This is a genomic window from Mucilaginibacter puniceus (assembly GCF_054783175.1).
Map to the genome: position 1 here is coordinate 309926 of NZ_BAAGRB010000002.1, position 18022 is coordinate 327947.

Sequence of the window (18022 nt, forward strand, 5' to 3'; positions counted from 1 at the left end):
ACTATTTTTTTATACACGTTTAAGTTTTAGTAAAGGATAACTCATTTTTTATATTTTTGTGGTGGATGGAGAAAACGGTTTACTTACACCCTATCCTATCTTAACCAAAAAATGAATATATCAGTAGTAGTACCTGTTTATGATGAGGTTGAATCATTGCCCGAGCTAACCTCGTGGATAAGCCGTGTAATGGGCGAAAATGATTTTTTGTATGAGATCATCCTGATTGATGATGGCAGTAAGGATGGATCATGGGATCTGATAGTACAATTGCGTCAAAGCAACCCATTTATAAAGGGCATTAAATTCAGGCGCAACTACGGTAAATCAGCCGCATTAAATAAAGGTTTTGAAATTGCCCAGGGCGAGGTTGTTATTACTATGGATGCGGACCTACAGGATAGCCCTGATGAAATACCCGAACTATACCGTATGATAAAAGGAGGACATTATGACCTGGTAAGTGGTTGGAAGAAAGAGCGTCATGACCCCATAAGCAAAACCATCCCTACAAAACTATATAATGGTGTTACCGGCAGTTTGTCGGGCATTAAACTGCATGATATGAATTGCGGTTTAAAAGCCTACCGTAACGAAGTGGTTAAAAACATTGAGGTATATGGCGAAATGCACCGTTATATACCCGTTATTGCCAAATGGGCAGGCTTTAATCGCATAGGCGAAAAAGTGGTGCAGCACCAGGCACGTAAATTTGGGGTAACTAAATTTGGCGGCTTACAACGGTTCATCCGTGGCCCGTTGGATCTGTTATCTATTATGTTTGTTTCAAAATTTGGTAAGCGGCCTATGCACCTGTTTGGTTCGTTGGGTGTGTTGAGCTTTTTGGCAGGTAGTATTTGTGCTATATGGCTAATTGCAGAAAAGCTGTATGCTATTGCTAATCATCATACATACAACAGGGATGTAGTTGATAAACCTCTTTTCTACATAGCGCTAACTGCTATTGTAGTAGGCACACAATTGTTTTTAACGGGTTTTATTGCCGAAATGGTTTCGCGCAGCGCCCCCGAGCGCAATAAATACCAGGTGGAAGATGTTATTTAAAAGTTGATTAGTTTATTAAGTTAGATTAGGTTAATTAAGTTACCTATCCATTAAGCCGATGAAAATTAAAAACCACTTAACTCAATCAACCCAATCAACCACTCACTAACCCATGTTTTTTTCTATAATCGTTCCCTTATACAATCGTCCGCAGGAAATTAAAGAACTGCTGGAAACATTGGTACTGCAAACCTACACACAGTTTGAGGTTTTGGTGATCGAGGATGGTTCTGTTAGGGATGCAGCAGCTATAGTAAATAGCTTTGCTGATAAATTAAATGTAAAGTATTTTGTAAAGCCTAATGAGGGGCAGGGATTTGCCCGTAATTATGCATTTGAGCGCGCACAGGGCAATTATTTTATCATTTTCGACTCAGACTGCCTGATACCCGAAAATTACCTGCAGATAGTAAACGACTCGTTAAATAAAAACTGGCTGGATGCATACGGTGGCCCCGATGCGGCACACCCATCATTTACACCCACACAAAAAGCCATCAGTTATTCCATGACCTCCCCTTTTACAACGGGCGGTATACGAGGCAATAAAAAAGGCATTGGCCAGTTTCACCCACGTAGTTTTAATATGGGTATATCCCGCCAGGTGTGGGAAAAGGCAGGCGGCTTTATTATTACCCGATTGGGCGAGGATATTGAGTATAGTATTCGTATACACTCTATGGGTTTTAAAATTGGTTTAATACCCGATGCTAAGGTATACCATAAAAGGCGCGCTAACTTTTACCAGTTTTATAAACAAATACACTTTTTTGGGCGAGCACGTATTAATATTTACAAATTCTTCCCAAAAGGCTTAAAAGTGGTACATTTTTTCCCGGCAACTTTTACACTGGGTTTATTATTTACTATTATCAGCAACTTATTAAACTGGCAATTGGCTGTGTTTTGTAATATTATATTAGGTATTATTGTTTTGTTGATATTTTTTCATGCCTGGTGGAAAAACAAATCATTAAAAATCGCATTTTTGAGTGTAATCGCCTCCTTTATTCAATTAACCGCATATGGCCTGGGTTTTATGCAGGATTTTTGGAAGCGTTTAATATTAAACAGATCATAAACTATATATATGTACCACCCTTTTTCTGTTGCAGAGACCACCAAAACTGCATGGAATATTTTCAAAAATAACTTTGTAACTATTATAGTTTATTCTACTATATCATTTTTGCTATTGTCTGTTTTAGCAGTAATTACCCAATTTTTGGTAACTCCAGAGGCGTTTGCAGGTAAAATGGCGGTATCATTTATATTAATATTTATGCAGGCTTATACCACATTAGGGCTATATAAATTGATATTTACACTAATTGATAGTGAATACTATGAGTTTGAAATATCGCAGGTATTACCCGCCTTTAAAATGATTGTAAGCTATTTAATAGTGGTTTTCTTATTAGCCTTTTTAATAACCAATTTTCACTTTTTAATAGCATTGCTTGACAAATATCCTAATATCCAAACTGCGGTTGAAATACTAGCTACTTTTATAGGGCTTTTTTTAGCGTTGAGAATAATGTTTTTCAACAATTTTATAGTGGATGATCAATCAGGTGCTTTTGAATCTTTAAAGCAAAGTTTTGAACTAACCAGGGGATATTTTTTAAAGGTATTGACTATGTTGTGCATTATTTTACTATTTATTGCATTACCCGCAATTGTCGCGCAATATTATCCGTTTGTATCAATAACCATAATATTTACCTATCCTTTTGTTAATATTATACTGGCAGTAACCTATCGTAAATTAATCTATAGTCATCAGGATGTAGATGACGATATTGCCGAAACCAATTAAAAAGATCATGGGTTTAAAGGTCCTGTTAAGTAAGGTGTTCGCGGCGTGGGTAAACAGGGATTTGAACCACATACGCCGTAATGGTGTACAATTACAGCAAAAAACATTTGATAGCTTAATTACTCAAGCCAAAAACACCCAATTTGGTAAAGACCATCATTTTGATCAGGTCAAAACGTACGAGGACTTTAAAAAACACGTCCCCATACGTGATTATGAAGAACTTCGCCCTTATATCGAACGGGTAACCGCGGGCGAAGAAAACGTCATGTGGCCGGGTAAGCCAACCTATCTCACCAAAACATCGGGTACAACATCAGGCGTAAAATATATTCCTATCTCTAAAGAAAGTATGCCCGAGCACATTAACGCTGCGCGTAATGCTTTACTAAGCTATATTCATGAAACTGGTAATGCCGATTTTGTGGATGGTAAAATGATATTTCTGCAAGGCAGCCCGGTACTGTCTACCAAGGCGGGTATCCAAACCGGCAGGCTATCAGGCATAGTGGCACACCACGTACCAGGCTACCTGCAAAAAAACCGTTTACCCAGCTATGAAGTAAACTGCATTGAAGATTGGGAAGAAAAGGTGGATGCCATAGTAAAGGAAACTGCAAACGAAGATATGTGCTTGATATCAGGCATACCACCCTGGTGCCAGATGTATTTTGATAGGCTATCTGGATTAAAAGGGGGTAAAAAAATTAAAGATATCTTTCCCAATTTTAAACTATTTGTATATGGCGGGGTAAATTACGAGCCCTACCGCTCCCGTATGGAAGAAAGTATAGGCTTTAATATTGACACTATTGAAACCTACCCTGCTTCTGAAGGATTTATCGCTTTCCAGGATTCGCAAAAAGAAAAAGGCTTATTGCTATTGGTTAACTCGGGCATATTTTATGAGTTTATACCAAGTGACGAATACTTTAACGAAAACCCTACCCGCATAAGTTTAGAGGACGTGGAACTGGATAAAAATTACGCGCTAATACTAAACACAAATGCAGGTTTGTGGGGTTATAGTATTGGCGATACGGTAAAGTTTGTATCCAAAAATCCTTATAAAATTGTAGTAACCGGGCGTATTAAACATTATATATCTGCCTTTGGCGAGCATGTAATTGGCGAGGAAGTTGAGCAGGCATTAATGAATGTAGCTAATGAAGAAGGGATTGATATAGTAGAATTTACTGTGGCTCCGCAAGTAAATCCACCACAGGGGCAGTTACCTTACCACGAATGGTTTGTGGAGTTTGGTAGTGAGCCTAAAGATTTAAAAGCTTTAAGTATTAAGGTAGATAAAGCGCTTCAACAAAAAAATATTTACTATTTTGACCTTATAGACGGTAACATTTTGCAACCTTTGATCATCCAAAGCTTAAAGAAGGATACCTTTATAAACTATATGCGTTCGCAGGGTAAATTAGGCGGACAAAATAAAGTGCCGCGTTTGGCTAATGACAGGAAGATAGCAGATGAATTGTCTGCGTATATATTATAAACTAATTTGAGTAACATAAAAAATATAGCTGTTTTAGGTTCAACAGGCAGCATCGGCACCCAAACATTGGAAGTAATTGGTGAAAACCCATCGCTATTCAAGGTTTATGTTTTGACGGCGCATAGTAATGCTGACCTTTTAATTCAGCAGGCTTTAAAATTTCAGCCCCAATATGCTATTATCTGCGATGAAGCTAAATACAATGAAGTAAAACAAGCCTTAGCTAATACGACTACAAAAGTATTAGCCGGACATTCTACAATAGTTGAAACCGTTACTCATCCGGATATTGATATCGTATTAACCGCGATGGTTGGCTTTGCGGGTTTAGAGCCTACAATAGCCGCTATAAAAGCCGGTAAAGACATTGCATTAGCCAATAAAGAAACTTTGGTTGTTGCTGGCGAATTAATTACCACACTGGCTAAACAACATAACGTTAAAATATTACCTGTTGACTCAGAGCACTCCGCTATTTTTCAGTGCCTGGTGGGCGAACAAGGCAATAATATTGAGAAAATTATACTAACTGCATCCGGTGGACCGTTTAGAGGTAAAAATTTAGATTTTTTAGCTGGAGTAACACGTGAGCATGCATTAAAACACCCTAACTGGGTAATGGGTGCCAAAATAACTATCGACTCGGCTACGCTAATGAATAAAGGATTAGAGGTTATCGAGGCAAAGTGGCTGTTCGATTTAGAGGCATCACAAATTGATGTGGTAGTGCATCCGCAATCTATCATTCACTCCATGGTGCAATTTCAGGATGGCTCCGTAAAAGCGCAAATGGGATTGCCGGACATGAAGCTACCCATACAATACGCGCTGGCCTACCCTGCCCGTTTGAAAAATGATTTTAAACGATTTGATTTTACCGCTTACCCTAACCTAACTTTTGAAAAACCGGATATGAATACCTTCCGTAACTTAGGTTTGGCTTATGAAGCATTAAACCGTGGTGGTAATATGCCTTGTATTATTAACGCCGCTAATGAAATAGCTGTAGCAGGCTTTTTAGCAAATGATATAAGCTTTTTAGCTATGAGTGATATAGTTGAAAGTTGTATGCAGAAGATAAGTTACCGGGCCAACCCTATTCAAAGCGACTATTTGAATACTGATAAAGAAACACGCATATTTGCGCAAAATTTAATAAAACAAATGCCTTCAAAGGCTTACAATTTGATATAACAAAGAATGAGTATAGTAATTATGGTTGGCCAGTTAATACTGGGTCTTTCGATTTTGGTGATATTGCATGAACTGGGCCACTTTATAGCCGCAAGGGCTTTTGGTATTAAAGTAGAGAAGTTTTACCTGTTTTTTGATGCATGGGGTGTTAGCCTGTTTAAGTTTACTTACAAAGATGTTGAATACGGCATAGGATGGTTGCCCTTAGGCGGTTACGTAAAAATTGCCGGTATGATAGATGAATCAATGGATACCGAGCAAATGGCCGGTCCGCCGCAACCGTGGGAGTTCCGTTCAAAACCGGCTTGGCAGCGCTTAATTGTAATGCTTGGAGGTATTATAGTTAATGTGGTGTTAGGTATACTGATATTTTGGGTACTTACTATCCGCATGGGCGAAACCTATATCCCTATTGAAAGTGCAAAACATGGTATAGTGCCGGGAATAATAGGTAAAAAGATGGGCCTGCAGCCGGGTGATAAAATCACCGAGGTTAACGGCAAAAAAGTTGAGAAGTTTAACGAACTGGTTAGCTCAAAGGTATTACTGGATCATTCGGTTTTAACGGTAGAACGTGCGGGAAAAACATTTAATATTACCGTACCTGCTAATATTATTAATGACTTGTCTGATTATGGCCTTGAAGAGTTTATAAGCAGCTTGCCGCGTACTACTTTCATGATCGATTCTGTTGTAGCCAAAAGCCCGGCAGAAGCGGCCGGCATAAAAAGCGGCGATAATGTATTAGCTATTAACAATACTCCGGTTGTTTTTTATGATGAGTTTAGATCACAATTACAAAACAATAAAGGCAAGGTAATTGACCTGACTATTAAGCGAAACGATTCTACCCTACATTTAATGGCTAACGTTACTGCGGAAGGTAAGTTAGGTGTACTACAAAAATTTGACCTGCCCGAACAAAAGACCATTGATTACGGTTTCTTTGGATCTTTACCTGTAGGCGCTGCTAAAGCCTGGAACACATTTGCCGATAATGCCAAGGGCCTGGGTAAAGTATTTAAAGGCGATGTTAAATTCAGCAAAGCAGTTGGGGGCCCTGTAGCAATAGCCAATATGTTTGGCAGCACAATAGATTGGGTACACTTTTGGAGTTTGGTTGGCTTTTTATCAATGGTATTAGCCTTTACCAACCTATTACCTATACCGGCTTTAGATGGTGGACATGCAGTATTTTTGATTATTGAAATGATTAAAGGCAAGCCCCTAAGCGATAAGTTTTTAGAGCGTGCTCAAATAGTTGGTTTTGTATTATTAATAACCCTAATGGTATTTGTATTTGGCAATGATATTGTTAAACAGGTAATGAAAAAGTAAAAAATACATTATCAACATAACAAAAGAGGCCGTTTCTAATTAGAAGCGGCCTCTCTTTGTTATAGCAATATATCTTTATACGGTTGGGTCACTTGGATCAACCGCTTCATTTGCAATATCATAGGGTGACCGTACCTTTTTCAATATTGCAGCACCTACTAAACTAACTATTGCACCAAATATGGCATATCCAATTGCTACGCCAAACGCACCAAATAACGGGCCCCATTGCTTTGTCATTTCTAAAGCCTTTTCAGCCTGATCGCTCGGAGTATCTTTTTCTTCTAAACTGGTCCTGGCTGCCTCTACAACTTTATCCATCATTTCGGGGCTTAACCATTTTAAGTAAACGTAAGTAAATAGGGCTGTAATTAATCCGGTAAATAAGGCATATCTAAAACCGGTAGAATAAGCCTCACCAAATGTGATGTATCCGCCTAGTTCGTCCCTAAATTCCTTTTGAGCCAAAATCAAAAAAGCAATAAAAGGAATATAAGCTAAATATTTTGCACTTGAATTTTGATCTACATTTAAAAACTCAAAAGCATAGGTAATAATTATTCCAGTAATAGCACTGATAAGCGCCCATTTGGTAGCTACTTTTGTAACATTGGTTTTTACTGTTTGTTCCATAATTTGATTGGTTAGGTTATTGGATTATAATTAATTAAATGCCTGCAATATACCAATTACTGCCATATCAAATTCTTTACTGATGGCATTATCGGCAATTTTAGCTTTTGCTTCTGCAGATGGATCTGTATTTTGAAAGAAACACATCATAGGATAAAAAAGCTCCTTTAGTTCTGAATCTTCAGGTATATCTGTGGCTACTTTGGCTATTTCTTCTACCGGGCTATCCATTAATATTTGATTAGCAATTACCGGTTCATAAATACGGTACTCATCTTGAAACTCATCCTCATCTACCAATAAAAACTCTTTTAAATAGTCGTCCAATTCAGGTTCAATTCGCTCGTCTTCGCACTCATTTAAGTAAAGCAGCAGGTTCAATAATTCTGTTCCCCTATCTAATGTTTTCTCTTCAATAGCTTCCCATTCGGGCGTGTCTAAGTAATCATCTTCTAACTTTTTAACATCCGCGCTAAAGAAATTGATCATCAGCAGATCAAAAAATACTTCTCGTAGTATTTCCAATTGTGGGTTACTATCAAAAACATTGTCAAGCGCAGCAACTTTGCTCATAAAATCATTTTCTGAAGCAAAAACAACATTCAACTCATTGTTCAGCTGTGTTGCATCAAAACTACTGTAAGCCGAAAATGCATCTAAAGCCGCTGTTATTGATTTTTTTATTTTTGGATCGATCATGATTTCTTAATTTAAAATTGTTGGTTATTGTTATAAGTTAACAATACCCTGCCCTTTAAGTTCTGCCCTATAAAAGGCGAATTTGAAGATTTTGATTGGTTGTTCTCTTTTGTATAGGTCCACTCCTCGCTTGCATCAAAAACAACCAGGTTGGCTTTTTGTCCTTCCGCTATATTAGTTTTATCAATACCCAAAATGTTACGCGGGTTAACAGAAATTTTATTAACTATCGTCTTAATGTCAAGCCCGGCCTTTAAAGCCAGTGAGAAAGCAGTTTGTAAACCCACAATGCCAAACTCGGCCACTTCAAATTCCACATCTTTAAATTCTATTTCATGAGGTGTATGCTGCGATACTATGGCATCAATAGTCCCATCCTTTAAACCCGTTATTAGCGCATCTACATCTTTTTGTATACGCAGGGGTGGTTTTACTTTATACTGGCTGTCAAAGCTTTTTAAATCCTCGTCAGTTAATATTAAATGGTGAGCAGCAACATCACAGGTTACCTGTACTCCTTTTGCTTTAGCTTCACGTATCAAGTCAACTGACCGCGAAGTAGATATCGTACTAAAATGTATTCTTGAGTCGGTATATTCGGCCAGGTATAGATCGCGGGCTATCATTAGTTCTTCAGCTAATGATGGAATTCCTTTCATCCCCAGCATGGTGCTTACCTCTCCTTCGTTCACTTTAGCCTTTCCGGCTATTGCTGTATCTTCCGGATAAGAGAATACCAGTGCATTAAAACCTTTGGTATATAGCAGCGCACGTTCCATTAACCCGGCATCCTGCACTGGGCGGTTACCATCAGTAAATGCTTTGGCACCGCTCAGGTACATATCATACATTTCAGACATGTCCTTGCCTTCTCGTTTGTGCGATATGGTTCCCAGCGGATAAACATCAACCAACGTATTTTTAGCACGGTTACATAAATATTCTACCTCGGCTTTTGAATGTACCGGCGGTTGGCTATTGGGCATTAAAGCCACTCCCGTAAAACCTCCCGCTGCCGCGGCACGTGTACCCGTTTCTAAAGTTTCCTTAGTTTCAAAACCCAATTCGCCTATGTTGCAGTTCAGGTCGAAGAAGCCGGGTGATACGTGCTTTCCTTTGGCATCAAACACAGTTTCATCCGATGTAATGTTTGAAGCGATTTTAGTAATAGTTCCGTTTTGAATTAAAATATCAGCAACTTTTTGATCAAAGGGTGAGTTGGGATCAACAATGGTAGCGGATTTGATAAGCAAATTCATTAGCGCTGCTTTAGGTATGTTTGTGACTATACCGGCTGCGCAACCACTGGTTTATCCAATTTAAAGAACCGGATAAGCAATATTTCGGCAGCCAGGAATATCAATGCCAAAATTATACAAAGTTTCCATAATTGCATACCTAAATTTGTTTGACTTACCGCATCTTTTAACGAGCCCTTATCTCCCATTAATATATTGCCCCCATCAGGCAATGTTTTTTTAAGATCATCTCGCGAAAAATAGCTCAAGTCCGACTCGCTTCTATTATCATTAAATGCCATAATAGCCAGCGTACTATCTTGCTTTTGAAGATTGTACAAACCAGTCTCCTGCAGTTGGTCAGAAACATACAAAATGGTACTTCCTTCCTGTTGCCTTACATCAGGTATAATGCTTTGATTGCCCTTTACCAGCTTTAATAATTGTTTCTCGGACGTTTGTACAGATGGTATTTCTATCATCTGCTCATGGCCCAGCGTGTAAAATAGTGATTGATCATAACCGCTTAACAAAGCTATCCTAAACATTATCGGCACAAAAAGCGCATGACGCGGCAAGTTACTATATTCATCATTTAACGGCACCGCAGATACATATACCTTTCCTTTACCGCTGCTATAATTGGCCCAGAACGTAGCGCCACCCTGTAATTGCATTAAGTTTTCATTACGATTACCAGAATTACTCAACCTATAATATTTATTTATTTCTGGCAGATCGGGATTTTGCGGAAAATTCTCAAATACGCTGGCAAATACCGGATTACGCATGTTTAGGGCAGTTACTTTTGTTTTTTCTTCAACCTCACTTTCGGGATAAGCCGCATTCATAGCTTGCAAAAAGTTTTTATAACTGGCTATATCCGCGTCAACAGCCGGGAATACACTTAGGATACCACCTTTGCTTACATAAGTTTTTAATTGTTGTGCCAATCCCGGCGAAATTGTTTTCACATCGCTTATAGCAATTAGCGGATAGGTGCTTAACGCCGCATAATCTACATTGCCATCAGGCACACGGGTAACTTTAAAAAATGGATCGGCATTAAAAACAGCATCCAGGAAAGTATTTGGCGTACCACCATCTATTAATAAAATGGGCATTTGTTGCTTTACATTAAATGAAAAGTAAAATTGGTTATCATACACCACCGGGTTATCTTGCAGGGTGATCTCGCCTTTTTGCCATCCGGACTGCAGGCTCGAAAAGGTCAAAGTATCATCCTGAATGGAACGTGCTTTTATGGTAAACCCACCCAATGCTTTTTGCGAACCATTGATAAAAACCTTTAAAGGTATTTTGGCAGAGTTCTCTTCTGAATAATTATGCAATCGAACAACCATCTTTTCAGATTCTCCCGGACGATGTATGGCATTTAACATCCATACCGAGTCAACTGCCACATTTGCTAACGTATTCCCGGTTAAATGTACCAGGTTAACGGTAACGCCATCACCTTTAAGCGGTTGAGTATCGGTTATGTTTTTTTGAAAATCAGATATGATGTATAAAGATTTAGTCGCATTTAATTGAGACTCCAGTAAACTTTGCTGTCTGTTTACTATCTGCTGTAAATTTCTGCTTCTCGGGCTTATTTTTACGGCATCTACTGCATCATTAAACTCTTCGCGGGTTAACAGGCGCTGGTGCTTTCCTTCAAAATCCTGTGTAAGCAGTTGAAAGCGGTCATTTATATCATAAGCTGTTACTATTTCCTTAGCTTTCTTTTTCGCTTCGTCCAATAATGAACCCTCCCTGCTAAGTGTTTGCATAGAGTAGGAATTATCAATAAAAACACTGGCTACTTTTAACTTACCTGCATTTACAGCCTGCGGTCCCGGAATATAGGGACGGGCAAAAGCCAGCACCAAAAACAATAGTGCCAATATGCGCGATGCCAGTATTAAACGTTCCTTTAAATTTCTGCGGGATGATTGCTGCTCGCGGATCTCCTTTAAAAACTGCACATTACTGAAGTATACTTTTTGGTATCTTCTAAAATTAAACAAGTGTATAAGTACAGGTATGGCCAGCGATGCCAATGCAAACAAAAAAGCAGGATATAGGAAATGCATTTTTTAGGGTTATAGTGTTAGCAGCTACACAAATGTAATTTTTAAATCCAAAAAACAGGTGTCGACATACAATAGTTTGTGTCTCAATTGTATTACAATAAACAAAATAGTTATCCTCTTCTCCTACGCTTTTTCTTAGTAACTGCCTTTTTACGGATATGCTCTTTTTTAACTACCTCCTGCTTAACAGGGGTGTCAGATACTTTTACAGAATCTTTACTTAGCTGATATACCGTAAACTCATTACCCCGCAAGCTATATTCCAGTTTGCGCTTTGCCCCTGTTAGTTTAGCTGCTGCAGTATTGCCATCATAAATAGGAAACTCGCGTATAAATTTACCTTCACTTATATAGAAATTATCTCCGCCCCTATAGCCGTCGCGCTGCGAACTGGTTAGTCTTGGAAAATCTCGTTTATTGGCTTTATTATCAGTACCATATTCAAAAGCATATATTTTAGTATAGTTTGTAGTATCTTTTCCTTGAGTTTGTATCAGTATTTCGGGGTTACCATCCACATCCATATCCGAATTGTAAACGTCAACTATTTTACCATCCAGATCACCTGTAGTAGTGACATATTCCCGCTTTATTGAATCAGAGTGTAATATTACAAAGGAGCCGGTATCCGTAGCGCCCCTGCCCCAGCTTAATATATCATAGTATTCGCCCGGGGCTACCTCTATCAGTTTATGATACCTGAAAGGTTCTATAATTTTAGGTGTACTTTCCAGCCGTGTTACAGGCGCTTTTTTATCCTCACTACAGCCTGCCATTATGATGCCGCCCATCAGCATCAATAAATAAGGTTTAATTTGCATTGGTTAGGTTGGTTAATTGTTCATACTTTCTGGCGATAATTCACCTTTGGGTTTACCCGGGATAGTCATAAAAACCCTTAACGATCCCGTTATCCCCACATTAAAATATTTTAAAGTAAACTTATGAAATCCTTTTAACAATGGCACTGCACCACCTTTTTCAAATAAAGCGTGTTTGCCGTCATTATCAACTACTATCTGGTCATCAATAAATATTACCGACCCATCGTCAGATAGGGTTGAAAATCCATATACCCCATCCGCTTCAATATTGATATAGCCATTGTACACAATACCAAAAGGTTTGTTACCTGTACGAAACGGCTGAACATTAAAGCTTTTGGCTATTAAAGTATCTGCAACTGTTGAGGTATTCAACTGAGTAGTGCTATTAAATGTGCCGGTAAATAACTGGTATTTTAAACCAGTTGCCGTGCCTGAGTATGCAACCGGTGGAAATGGCTGTTTATTATAAACTACCGTACTTGTTATATCACTCCTTTTACCTGTTGGTGTTATAGCTATAGCTTTTAGTTCGCGAAATTGATCAGGCGGTACATTATAGGTCATAGGTTTGATGTACTCCAAATCTGTTTCGCGAGGGTCATAGCCGTCAATGGTATAATAAACCGTTGCGGTACTAACCGGAGCTTTTAGATTCACGCTTAGCTGGTTACCAAATATAATAGTATCCTTAGCGCCAATAACTTCGGGTACACGATAGTTAAAACCGCTTTTATCCAACCGGGCTAAATTTTTAGGTAAACGCACTTCTGTAAAGTTCTGATAGTTTTTATTGGCTAATGGTGTCCATGCTATTTCTGATAATGCCAACATACGTGGTAATACCATATACTCCACTTTTTTTTCTGTGGCGATGTATTCCGTCCATAAATTAGCTTGTACACCTATGATGTATTTCTGCTGTTCGGGTGTGAGTACTGCCGGCGTTGGGTTATAAGCGTAGATGAGACTCAATGGCTTATAATTACCTATTCCTACCGGCTCGTTTCCTAATTTACCTTGAGCATGATCCAAATACAAACCCATGTTGCTTGGCGTCATGATTACATCATGCGATTGGCGCGCGGCCGCAATACCGCCAGTTTCACCCGTCCAACTCATGATCGTGACATTAGGTGGTATACCGCCTTGTAATACTTCGTCCCAACCTATAGCTGTACGTCCTTTTGAATTAACAAATGTCTCCAAACGTCTCACAAAATAGCTTTGCAACTCCTGCTCATCTTTCAGTTTATTAGCTTTCATGACCTGCTGAGCCAGTTTAGAATTTTTCCAATCGTCTTTAGCTACCTCATCGCCCCCTATATGAATGTATTTGCCCGGGAAAATATCAATGATCTCTGTAAGCACATCATTTAAAAAGTTAAAAGTTTCCTCGCTTGGGCAAAAAACGTCATGGCGCTCGCTCCAGGTGCCGGATACGTTATAGGAACTTGGAATATTACAGCCATACTCAGGATAAGCGGTTAAAGCAGCTTTTGAGTGCCCGGGCAGATCAATTTCCGGTATGACATTAATGTATCGGTCAGCCGCATATTTAACTATCTCACGTGCCTGTTCTTGCGTGTAATAACCACCGTATGGAGTGTTATCAAACTGTTGCGGCGTACGGTCGTGATAGTTGCCAATCAATGTTTCGGGCCTGATACTGGCTATGGAAGTTAGCTTAGGATATTTTTTGATCTCGATGCGCCAGCCCTGATCGTCACTTAAATGCCAGTGAAAGTTATTCAGTTTATAGGTAGCCATTAAGTCAATGTATCTTTTAACAAAATCAACTGAAAAAAAGTGGCGTACTACATCAAGGTGTAATCCCCGGTATTTAAAACGCGGGTAATCCTCAATTTCGGCCCCGGGCAGCCTCACGCTCGCGGTATGCTCTAAGGGGAATAATTGCAATAGCGTTTGAACCCCATAAAATATCCCCGCACCCTTACCTACTATAGTAATATTTTGCGGTGTGATCAATAAACGGTAACCCTCTGCCGGTAAAGCATCTGCACCGGCAGAGGTAATAATAATACCATTACTTACCACCTGCCCGGTATAGGCTTGCGGCTTTATATTTAAACCAACTTTTTTCTGAAAATAATCAGCCAAAAAAACTACAGATTTATTGGTAACACTATCAGCCAGCAATATAGTTTGTTGGTTTAAAATAAAATTACCTGATAACTTTTTAAGCGATACCGGCGCCGGTATCAAACCCATGTACGGATCATTATCCTGCGCATTTACTGTTATCGATAAAGAAAAAAAGAAAAGTATGGGTAAAAAAAGCCTTCTATACATAATTATCAATAGCCGTATTTATTAAAGACGGTGAAGTTAAAAGATTTTATAAAAAAATAAACTGTGTGAAGTAATTGTTGCAATTATTTAAACGAAAAAAGGGTTGTAAAATTTCAAATCTTACAACCCTTTTAATTTCGGTATGGCTAATTAAGCCGTAACTACATGTTCTTTAGCAGCAAGGTAACGCTCGGCATCAATAGCGGCCATACAGCCTGTGCCTGCAGCGGTAACCGCCTGGCGATAGATGTGATCCTGCGCATCTCCACAGCAAAATACACCTTCAATATTGGTTTCGGTTGATCCCGGCCTGGTTTTGATATAGCCGGTTTCGTCCATATGTATTTGTCCTTTAAATATTTCGGTATTAGGATTATGGCCTATAGCCACAAAAAATCCGGTTACATCCAGTTTGCGTTCTTCGTTAGTTTGGTTGTTAGTAACCAAAACCCCATTCACACTCTGGCCATCTCCTAATATCTCTTTAGTTTCGGTATTGTATAATATCTCAATGTTATGCGTGTTCAGTACACGGTGAACCATTGCTTTTGATGCCCTGAACTCATCACGGCGAACGATCATATATACCTTACGGCATAGTTTAGCTAAGTAAGTAGCTTCTTCGGCAGCAGTATCGCCTGCACCTACTATCGCTACATCCTGTCCCTTAAAAAAGAAACCATCGCAAACCGCGCAGGCAGATACGCCAAAGCCGCTATATTTTTGTTCAGAATCTAATCCCAGCCATTTAGCTGACGCTCCTGTTGATATGATAACGGTATCAGCCAGTATGGTTTTACTTTCGTCAACTGTTACTTTATGCGGCAGGCTCGAAAAATCAACCGAGCTCACATAGCCAAAACGTATATCGGTACCCAAACGCTCTGCTTGCTTACGAAAGTCTTCCATCATTTCGGGCCCCATTATGCCATTAGGATATCCCGGGAAATTCTCTACATCGGTAGTTTGGGTAAGCTGACCACCGGCTAACATACCAGTGTACATAACCGGTTTTAAATCAGCGCGAGAGGCATATATAGCTGCAGTATATCCTGCAGGACCTGAGCCTATAATAAGGCATTTGACGTGTTCGGTAGTTTCAGACATTTGAATAAAAAATAAAGCACAAAAATAGCTTTTATCATGGGGTATGGCAATAGCTGTTAGTCACTATATTGCCATTAGATTTGCACAAATTTATGACTATTAACATTTTGGCATCCTGCCAATTTGACAAATAAAACACTTTGGAACAACCCTTGATGAGTGGGTGTGGATAATAACATTAATTCAAAAACTATTAGCTAAATAAATTATGCAAGAAAAAGGAACCATTTCGATACACACCGAAAACATTTTCCCGATCATCAAGAAGTTTTTATACTCTGATACCGAGATATTTTTACGTGAACTGGTATCAAACGCGGTGGATGCTACCCAAAAAATAAAACGCCTGGCTGCATTGGGCCAATATAACGGCGATTTGGGCGACCTGCGTGTAGAAGTTGCTTTTGATGAAGCTAAGAAGACCATTACCATATCTGACAATGGTTTGGGTATGACTGCCGAAGAGATCAAAAAATACATTAACCAGATAGCATTTTCGGGTGCTACGGAGTTTGTGGAAAAGTTTAAAGAAGCTAAAGATGCCAACGAGATCATCGGCCGCTTTGGTTTAGGCTTTTACTCGGCATTTATGGTTGCCGATAAGGTAGAAATTGAAACCTTAAGTTACCAGGACGGCGCTAGCCCTGCCCACTGGATATGTGACGGAAGTACCGAATTTGAAATTAGCGAAGGCAATTTGGCAGAACGCGGTACCGAGATCACTTTACATATCAACGCCGAATCGGAAGAGTTTTTAAGCAAACACCGTTTACAGGAAATATTAGATAAATATTGCAAGTTTTTGCCTGTACCAATCAAATTTGGCACTACTACAGATTCTGTTGAGGATGGCGTTGACGAAGAGGGCAAGCCAAAATATAAATCAGTTGAGGTTGATAATATTATTAATGATACCAACCCTATCTGGACAAAAGCACCGTCTGAATTAAAAGATGAGGACTATTTAGCTTTCTACAAACAATTGTATCCATTCTCTGAAGATCCTTTATTTTGGATACACCTGAATGTAGACTATCCATTCAATTTAACCGGGGTGCTTTACTTCCCTAAATTGAAAAACGATTTCGAGATACAAAAAAACAAGATCAAACTATTCTCTCGCCAGGTATTTATTACCGATGAGGTGAAAGATATTGTTCCTGAGTTTTTGATGCTATTGCATGGTGTTATTGATTCACCTGATATCCCGTTGAACGTATCGCGTAGTTTTTTACAGGCAGACAGCAACGTTAAAAAGATAAACAGCTATATCACCAAAAAAGTAGCTGATAAACTGGCAGAGCTGTTTAAAACCGACCGTAAAGCCTACGAAGAAAAATGGACCGACATTGGCCTGTTTGTAAAATACGGTATGGTGAGCGAAGAGAAGTTTTATGAAAAAGCTAAAGACTTTGTATTAGTAAGTAACACAGCTAAAGAGAACTTTACGTTAGACGAATACAAAGAAAAAGTAGCCTCTGTACAAACTGATAAAGACGGGCAACTGATTTATCTATACACTAACGATCCGGACAAACAGGATGCATTTATTCAATCGGCTAATAAAAAGAGTTACGATGTGTTGGTGATGAACTCGCCTATTGATAATCACTTTATCAGCCAGTTGGAACAAAAGTTGGAGAAAACATCGTTAAAGCGTGTTGATGCTGACGTGGCTGATAAACTGATCAAAAAAGATGATGCGCCGGAGCATGTGTTAACCGAAGAACAAGCTACTAAAGTAAAAGGCATATTCGACAAAGCCATCAACAAACCGGCTTACAAAGTAGAGTTAGAAAGCCTTAGCCCTGATGAACTACCCGTAACCATTACTATGGACGAATTTATGCGCCGCATGAAAGATATGGCGGCTATGGGTGGCGGTATGGGCTTTTATGGTAGCATGCCTGATAACTATAAAGTAGTAGTTAATGGTAACCATAAACTGATAACCCGCATTTTACAGGAAGAAAATGAGGATACACAAGCACAGTTGTCAAAACAAGCATTTGATCTGGCCCTGCTTTCACAAGGTTTATTAACCGGTGCCGAGTTAACAGAGTTTGTTAACCGCAGCGTTAATTTGATATAAGCAAATCCTGCTCTAAAAAAAGCCGCCCGATTAAACCCGGGCGGCTTTTTTTATTCCAATAATTAGCACGAAATTTGATAATAATACGTTGATAATT

At 39.0% G+C, this 18022-nt stretch carries 14 protein-coding genes; 7 read left to right on the forward strand and 7 right to left on the reverse strand.

What is annotated here, in order from left to right; genetic code table 11:
* Positions 1-111 precede the first annotated feature (111 nt).
* The 6 genes from ACYVJ6_RS08290 to rseP all read left to right on the forward strand — a co-directional run bounded on the left by ACYVJ6_RS08290 (position 112) and on the right by rseP (position 6923).
* Positions 112-1065 carry a glycosyltransferase family 2 protein gene (locus ACYVJ6_RS08290; protein WP_460693585.1) on the forward strand — a complete coding sequence of 318 codons (954 nt, stop codon included), beginning with the start codon at positions 112-114 and terminating at the stop codon, positions 1063-1065.
* Between the two features lie 112 nt (positions 1066-1177).
* Positions 1178-2146, forward strand: coding sequence for a glycosyltransferase family 2 protein (locus ACYVJ6_RS08295; protein ID WP_460693586.1), 969 nt, complete (start codon positions 1178-1180; stop codon positions 2144-2146).
* Positions 2147-2155: 9 nt separating this feature from the next.
* On the forward strand, positions 2156-2884 hold the full coding sequence (locus ACYVJ6_RS08300) for a hypothetical protein (protein ID WP_460693587.1): 729 nt from the start codon (positions 2156-2158) through the stop codon (positions 2882-2884).
* A gap of 7 nt (positions 2885-2891) precedes the next feature.
* Complete coding sequence (locus tag ACYVJ6_RS08305) at positions 2892-4391, forward strand: GH3 auxin-responsive promoter family protein (RefSeq protein ID WP_460693588.1); 1500 nt, start codon at positions 2892-2894, stop codon at positions 4389-4391.
* Positions 4392-4406: 15 nt separating this feature from the next.
* Entirely contained in the window at positions 4407-5585 is a 1179-nt protein-coding gene (locus tag ACYVJ6_RS08310) for a 1-deoxy-D-xylulose-5-phosphate reductoisomerase (protein ID WP_460694621.1), read from the forward strand.
* Positions 5586-5591: 6 nt separating this feature from the next.
* Positions 5592-6923 carry an RIP metalloprotease RseP gene (gene rseP, locus ACYVJ6_RS08315; protein WP_460693589.1) on the forward strand — a complete coding sequence of 444 codons (1332 nt, stop codon included), beginning with the start codon at positions 5592-5594 and terminating at the stop codon, positions 6921-6923.
* A gap of 75 nt (positions 6924-6998) precedes the next feature.
* Here the strand turns inward: rseP and ACYVJ6_RS08320 are convergent, their stop codons facing one another.
* The 7 genes from ACYVJ6_RS08320 to trxB all read right to left on the reverse strand — a co-directional run bounded on the left by ACYVJ6_RS08320 (position 6999) and on the right by trxB (position 15833).
* Positions 6999-7556 carry a DUF4199 domain-containing protein gene (locus ACYVJ6_RS08320; protein ID WP_460693590.1) on the reverse strand — a complete coding sequence of 186 codons (558 nt, stop codon included), beginning with the start codon at positions 7554-7556 and terminating at the stop codon, positions 6999-7001.
* Between the two features lie 30 nt (positions 7557-7586).
* Positions 7587-8255, reverse strand: a complete 669-nt coding sequence (locus ACYVJ6_RS08325) for a hypothetical protein (RefSeq protein WP_460693591.1) — start codon at positions 8253-8255, stop codon at positions 7587-7589.
* A gap of 11 nt (positions 8256-8266) precedes the next feature.
* Positions 8267-9514 carry a dihydroorotase gene (locus ACYVJ6_RS08330; protein WP_460693592.1) on the reverse strand — a complete coding sequence of 416 codons (1248 nt, stop codon included), beginning with the start codon at positions 9512-9514 and terminating at the stop codon, positions 8267-8269.
* Positions 9515-9540: 26 nt separating this feature from the next.
* Entirely contained in the window at positions 9541-11589 is a 2049-nt protein-coding gene (locus tag ACYVJ6_RS08335; protein ID WP_460693593.1) for a BatA domain-containing protein, read from the reverse strand.
* Between the two features lie 110 nt (positions 11590-11699).
* Positions 11700-12410, reverse strand: a complete 711-nt coding sequence (locus tag ACYVJ6_RS08340; RefSeq protein WP_460693594.1) for a hypothetical protein — start codon at positions 12408-12410, stop codon at positions 11700-11702.
* A 12-nt stretch (positions 12411-12422) separates the two neighbouring features.
* Entirely contained in the window at positions 12423-14726 is a 2304-nt protein-coding gene (locus tag ACYVJ6_RS08345; protein WP_460693595.1) for a family 20 glycosylhydrolase, read from the reverse strand.
* 150 nt (positions 14727-14876) lie between these two features.
* The gene (trxB, locus tag ACYVJ6_RS08350) at positions 14877-15833 is read right to left on the reverse strand and encodes a thioredoxin-disulfide reductase (RefSeq protein WP_460693596.1); all 957 of its coding nucleotides are present in this window, start codon (positions 15831-15833) and stop codon (positions 14877-14879) included.
* Positions 15834-16041: 208 nt separating this feature from the next.
* Between trxB and htpG the strand changes: the two genes are divergently transcribed.
* Positions 16042-17925, forward strand: coding sequence for a molecular chaperone HtpG (gene htpG, locus ACYVJ6_RS08355; RefSeq protein ID WP_460693597.1), 1884 nt, complete (start codon positions 16042-16044; stop codon positions 17923-17925).
* Positions 17926-18022: the final 97 nt, after the last annotated feature.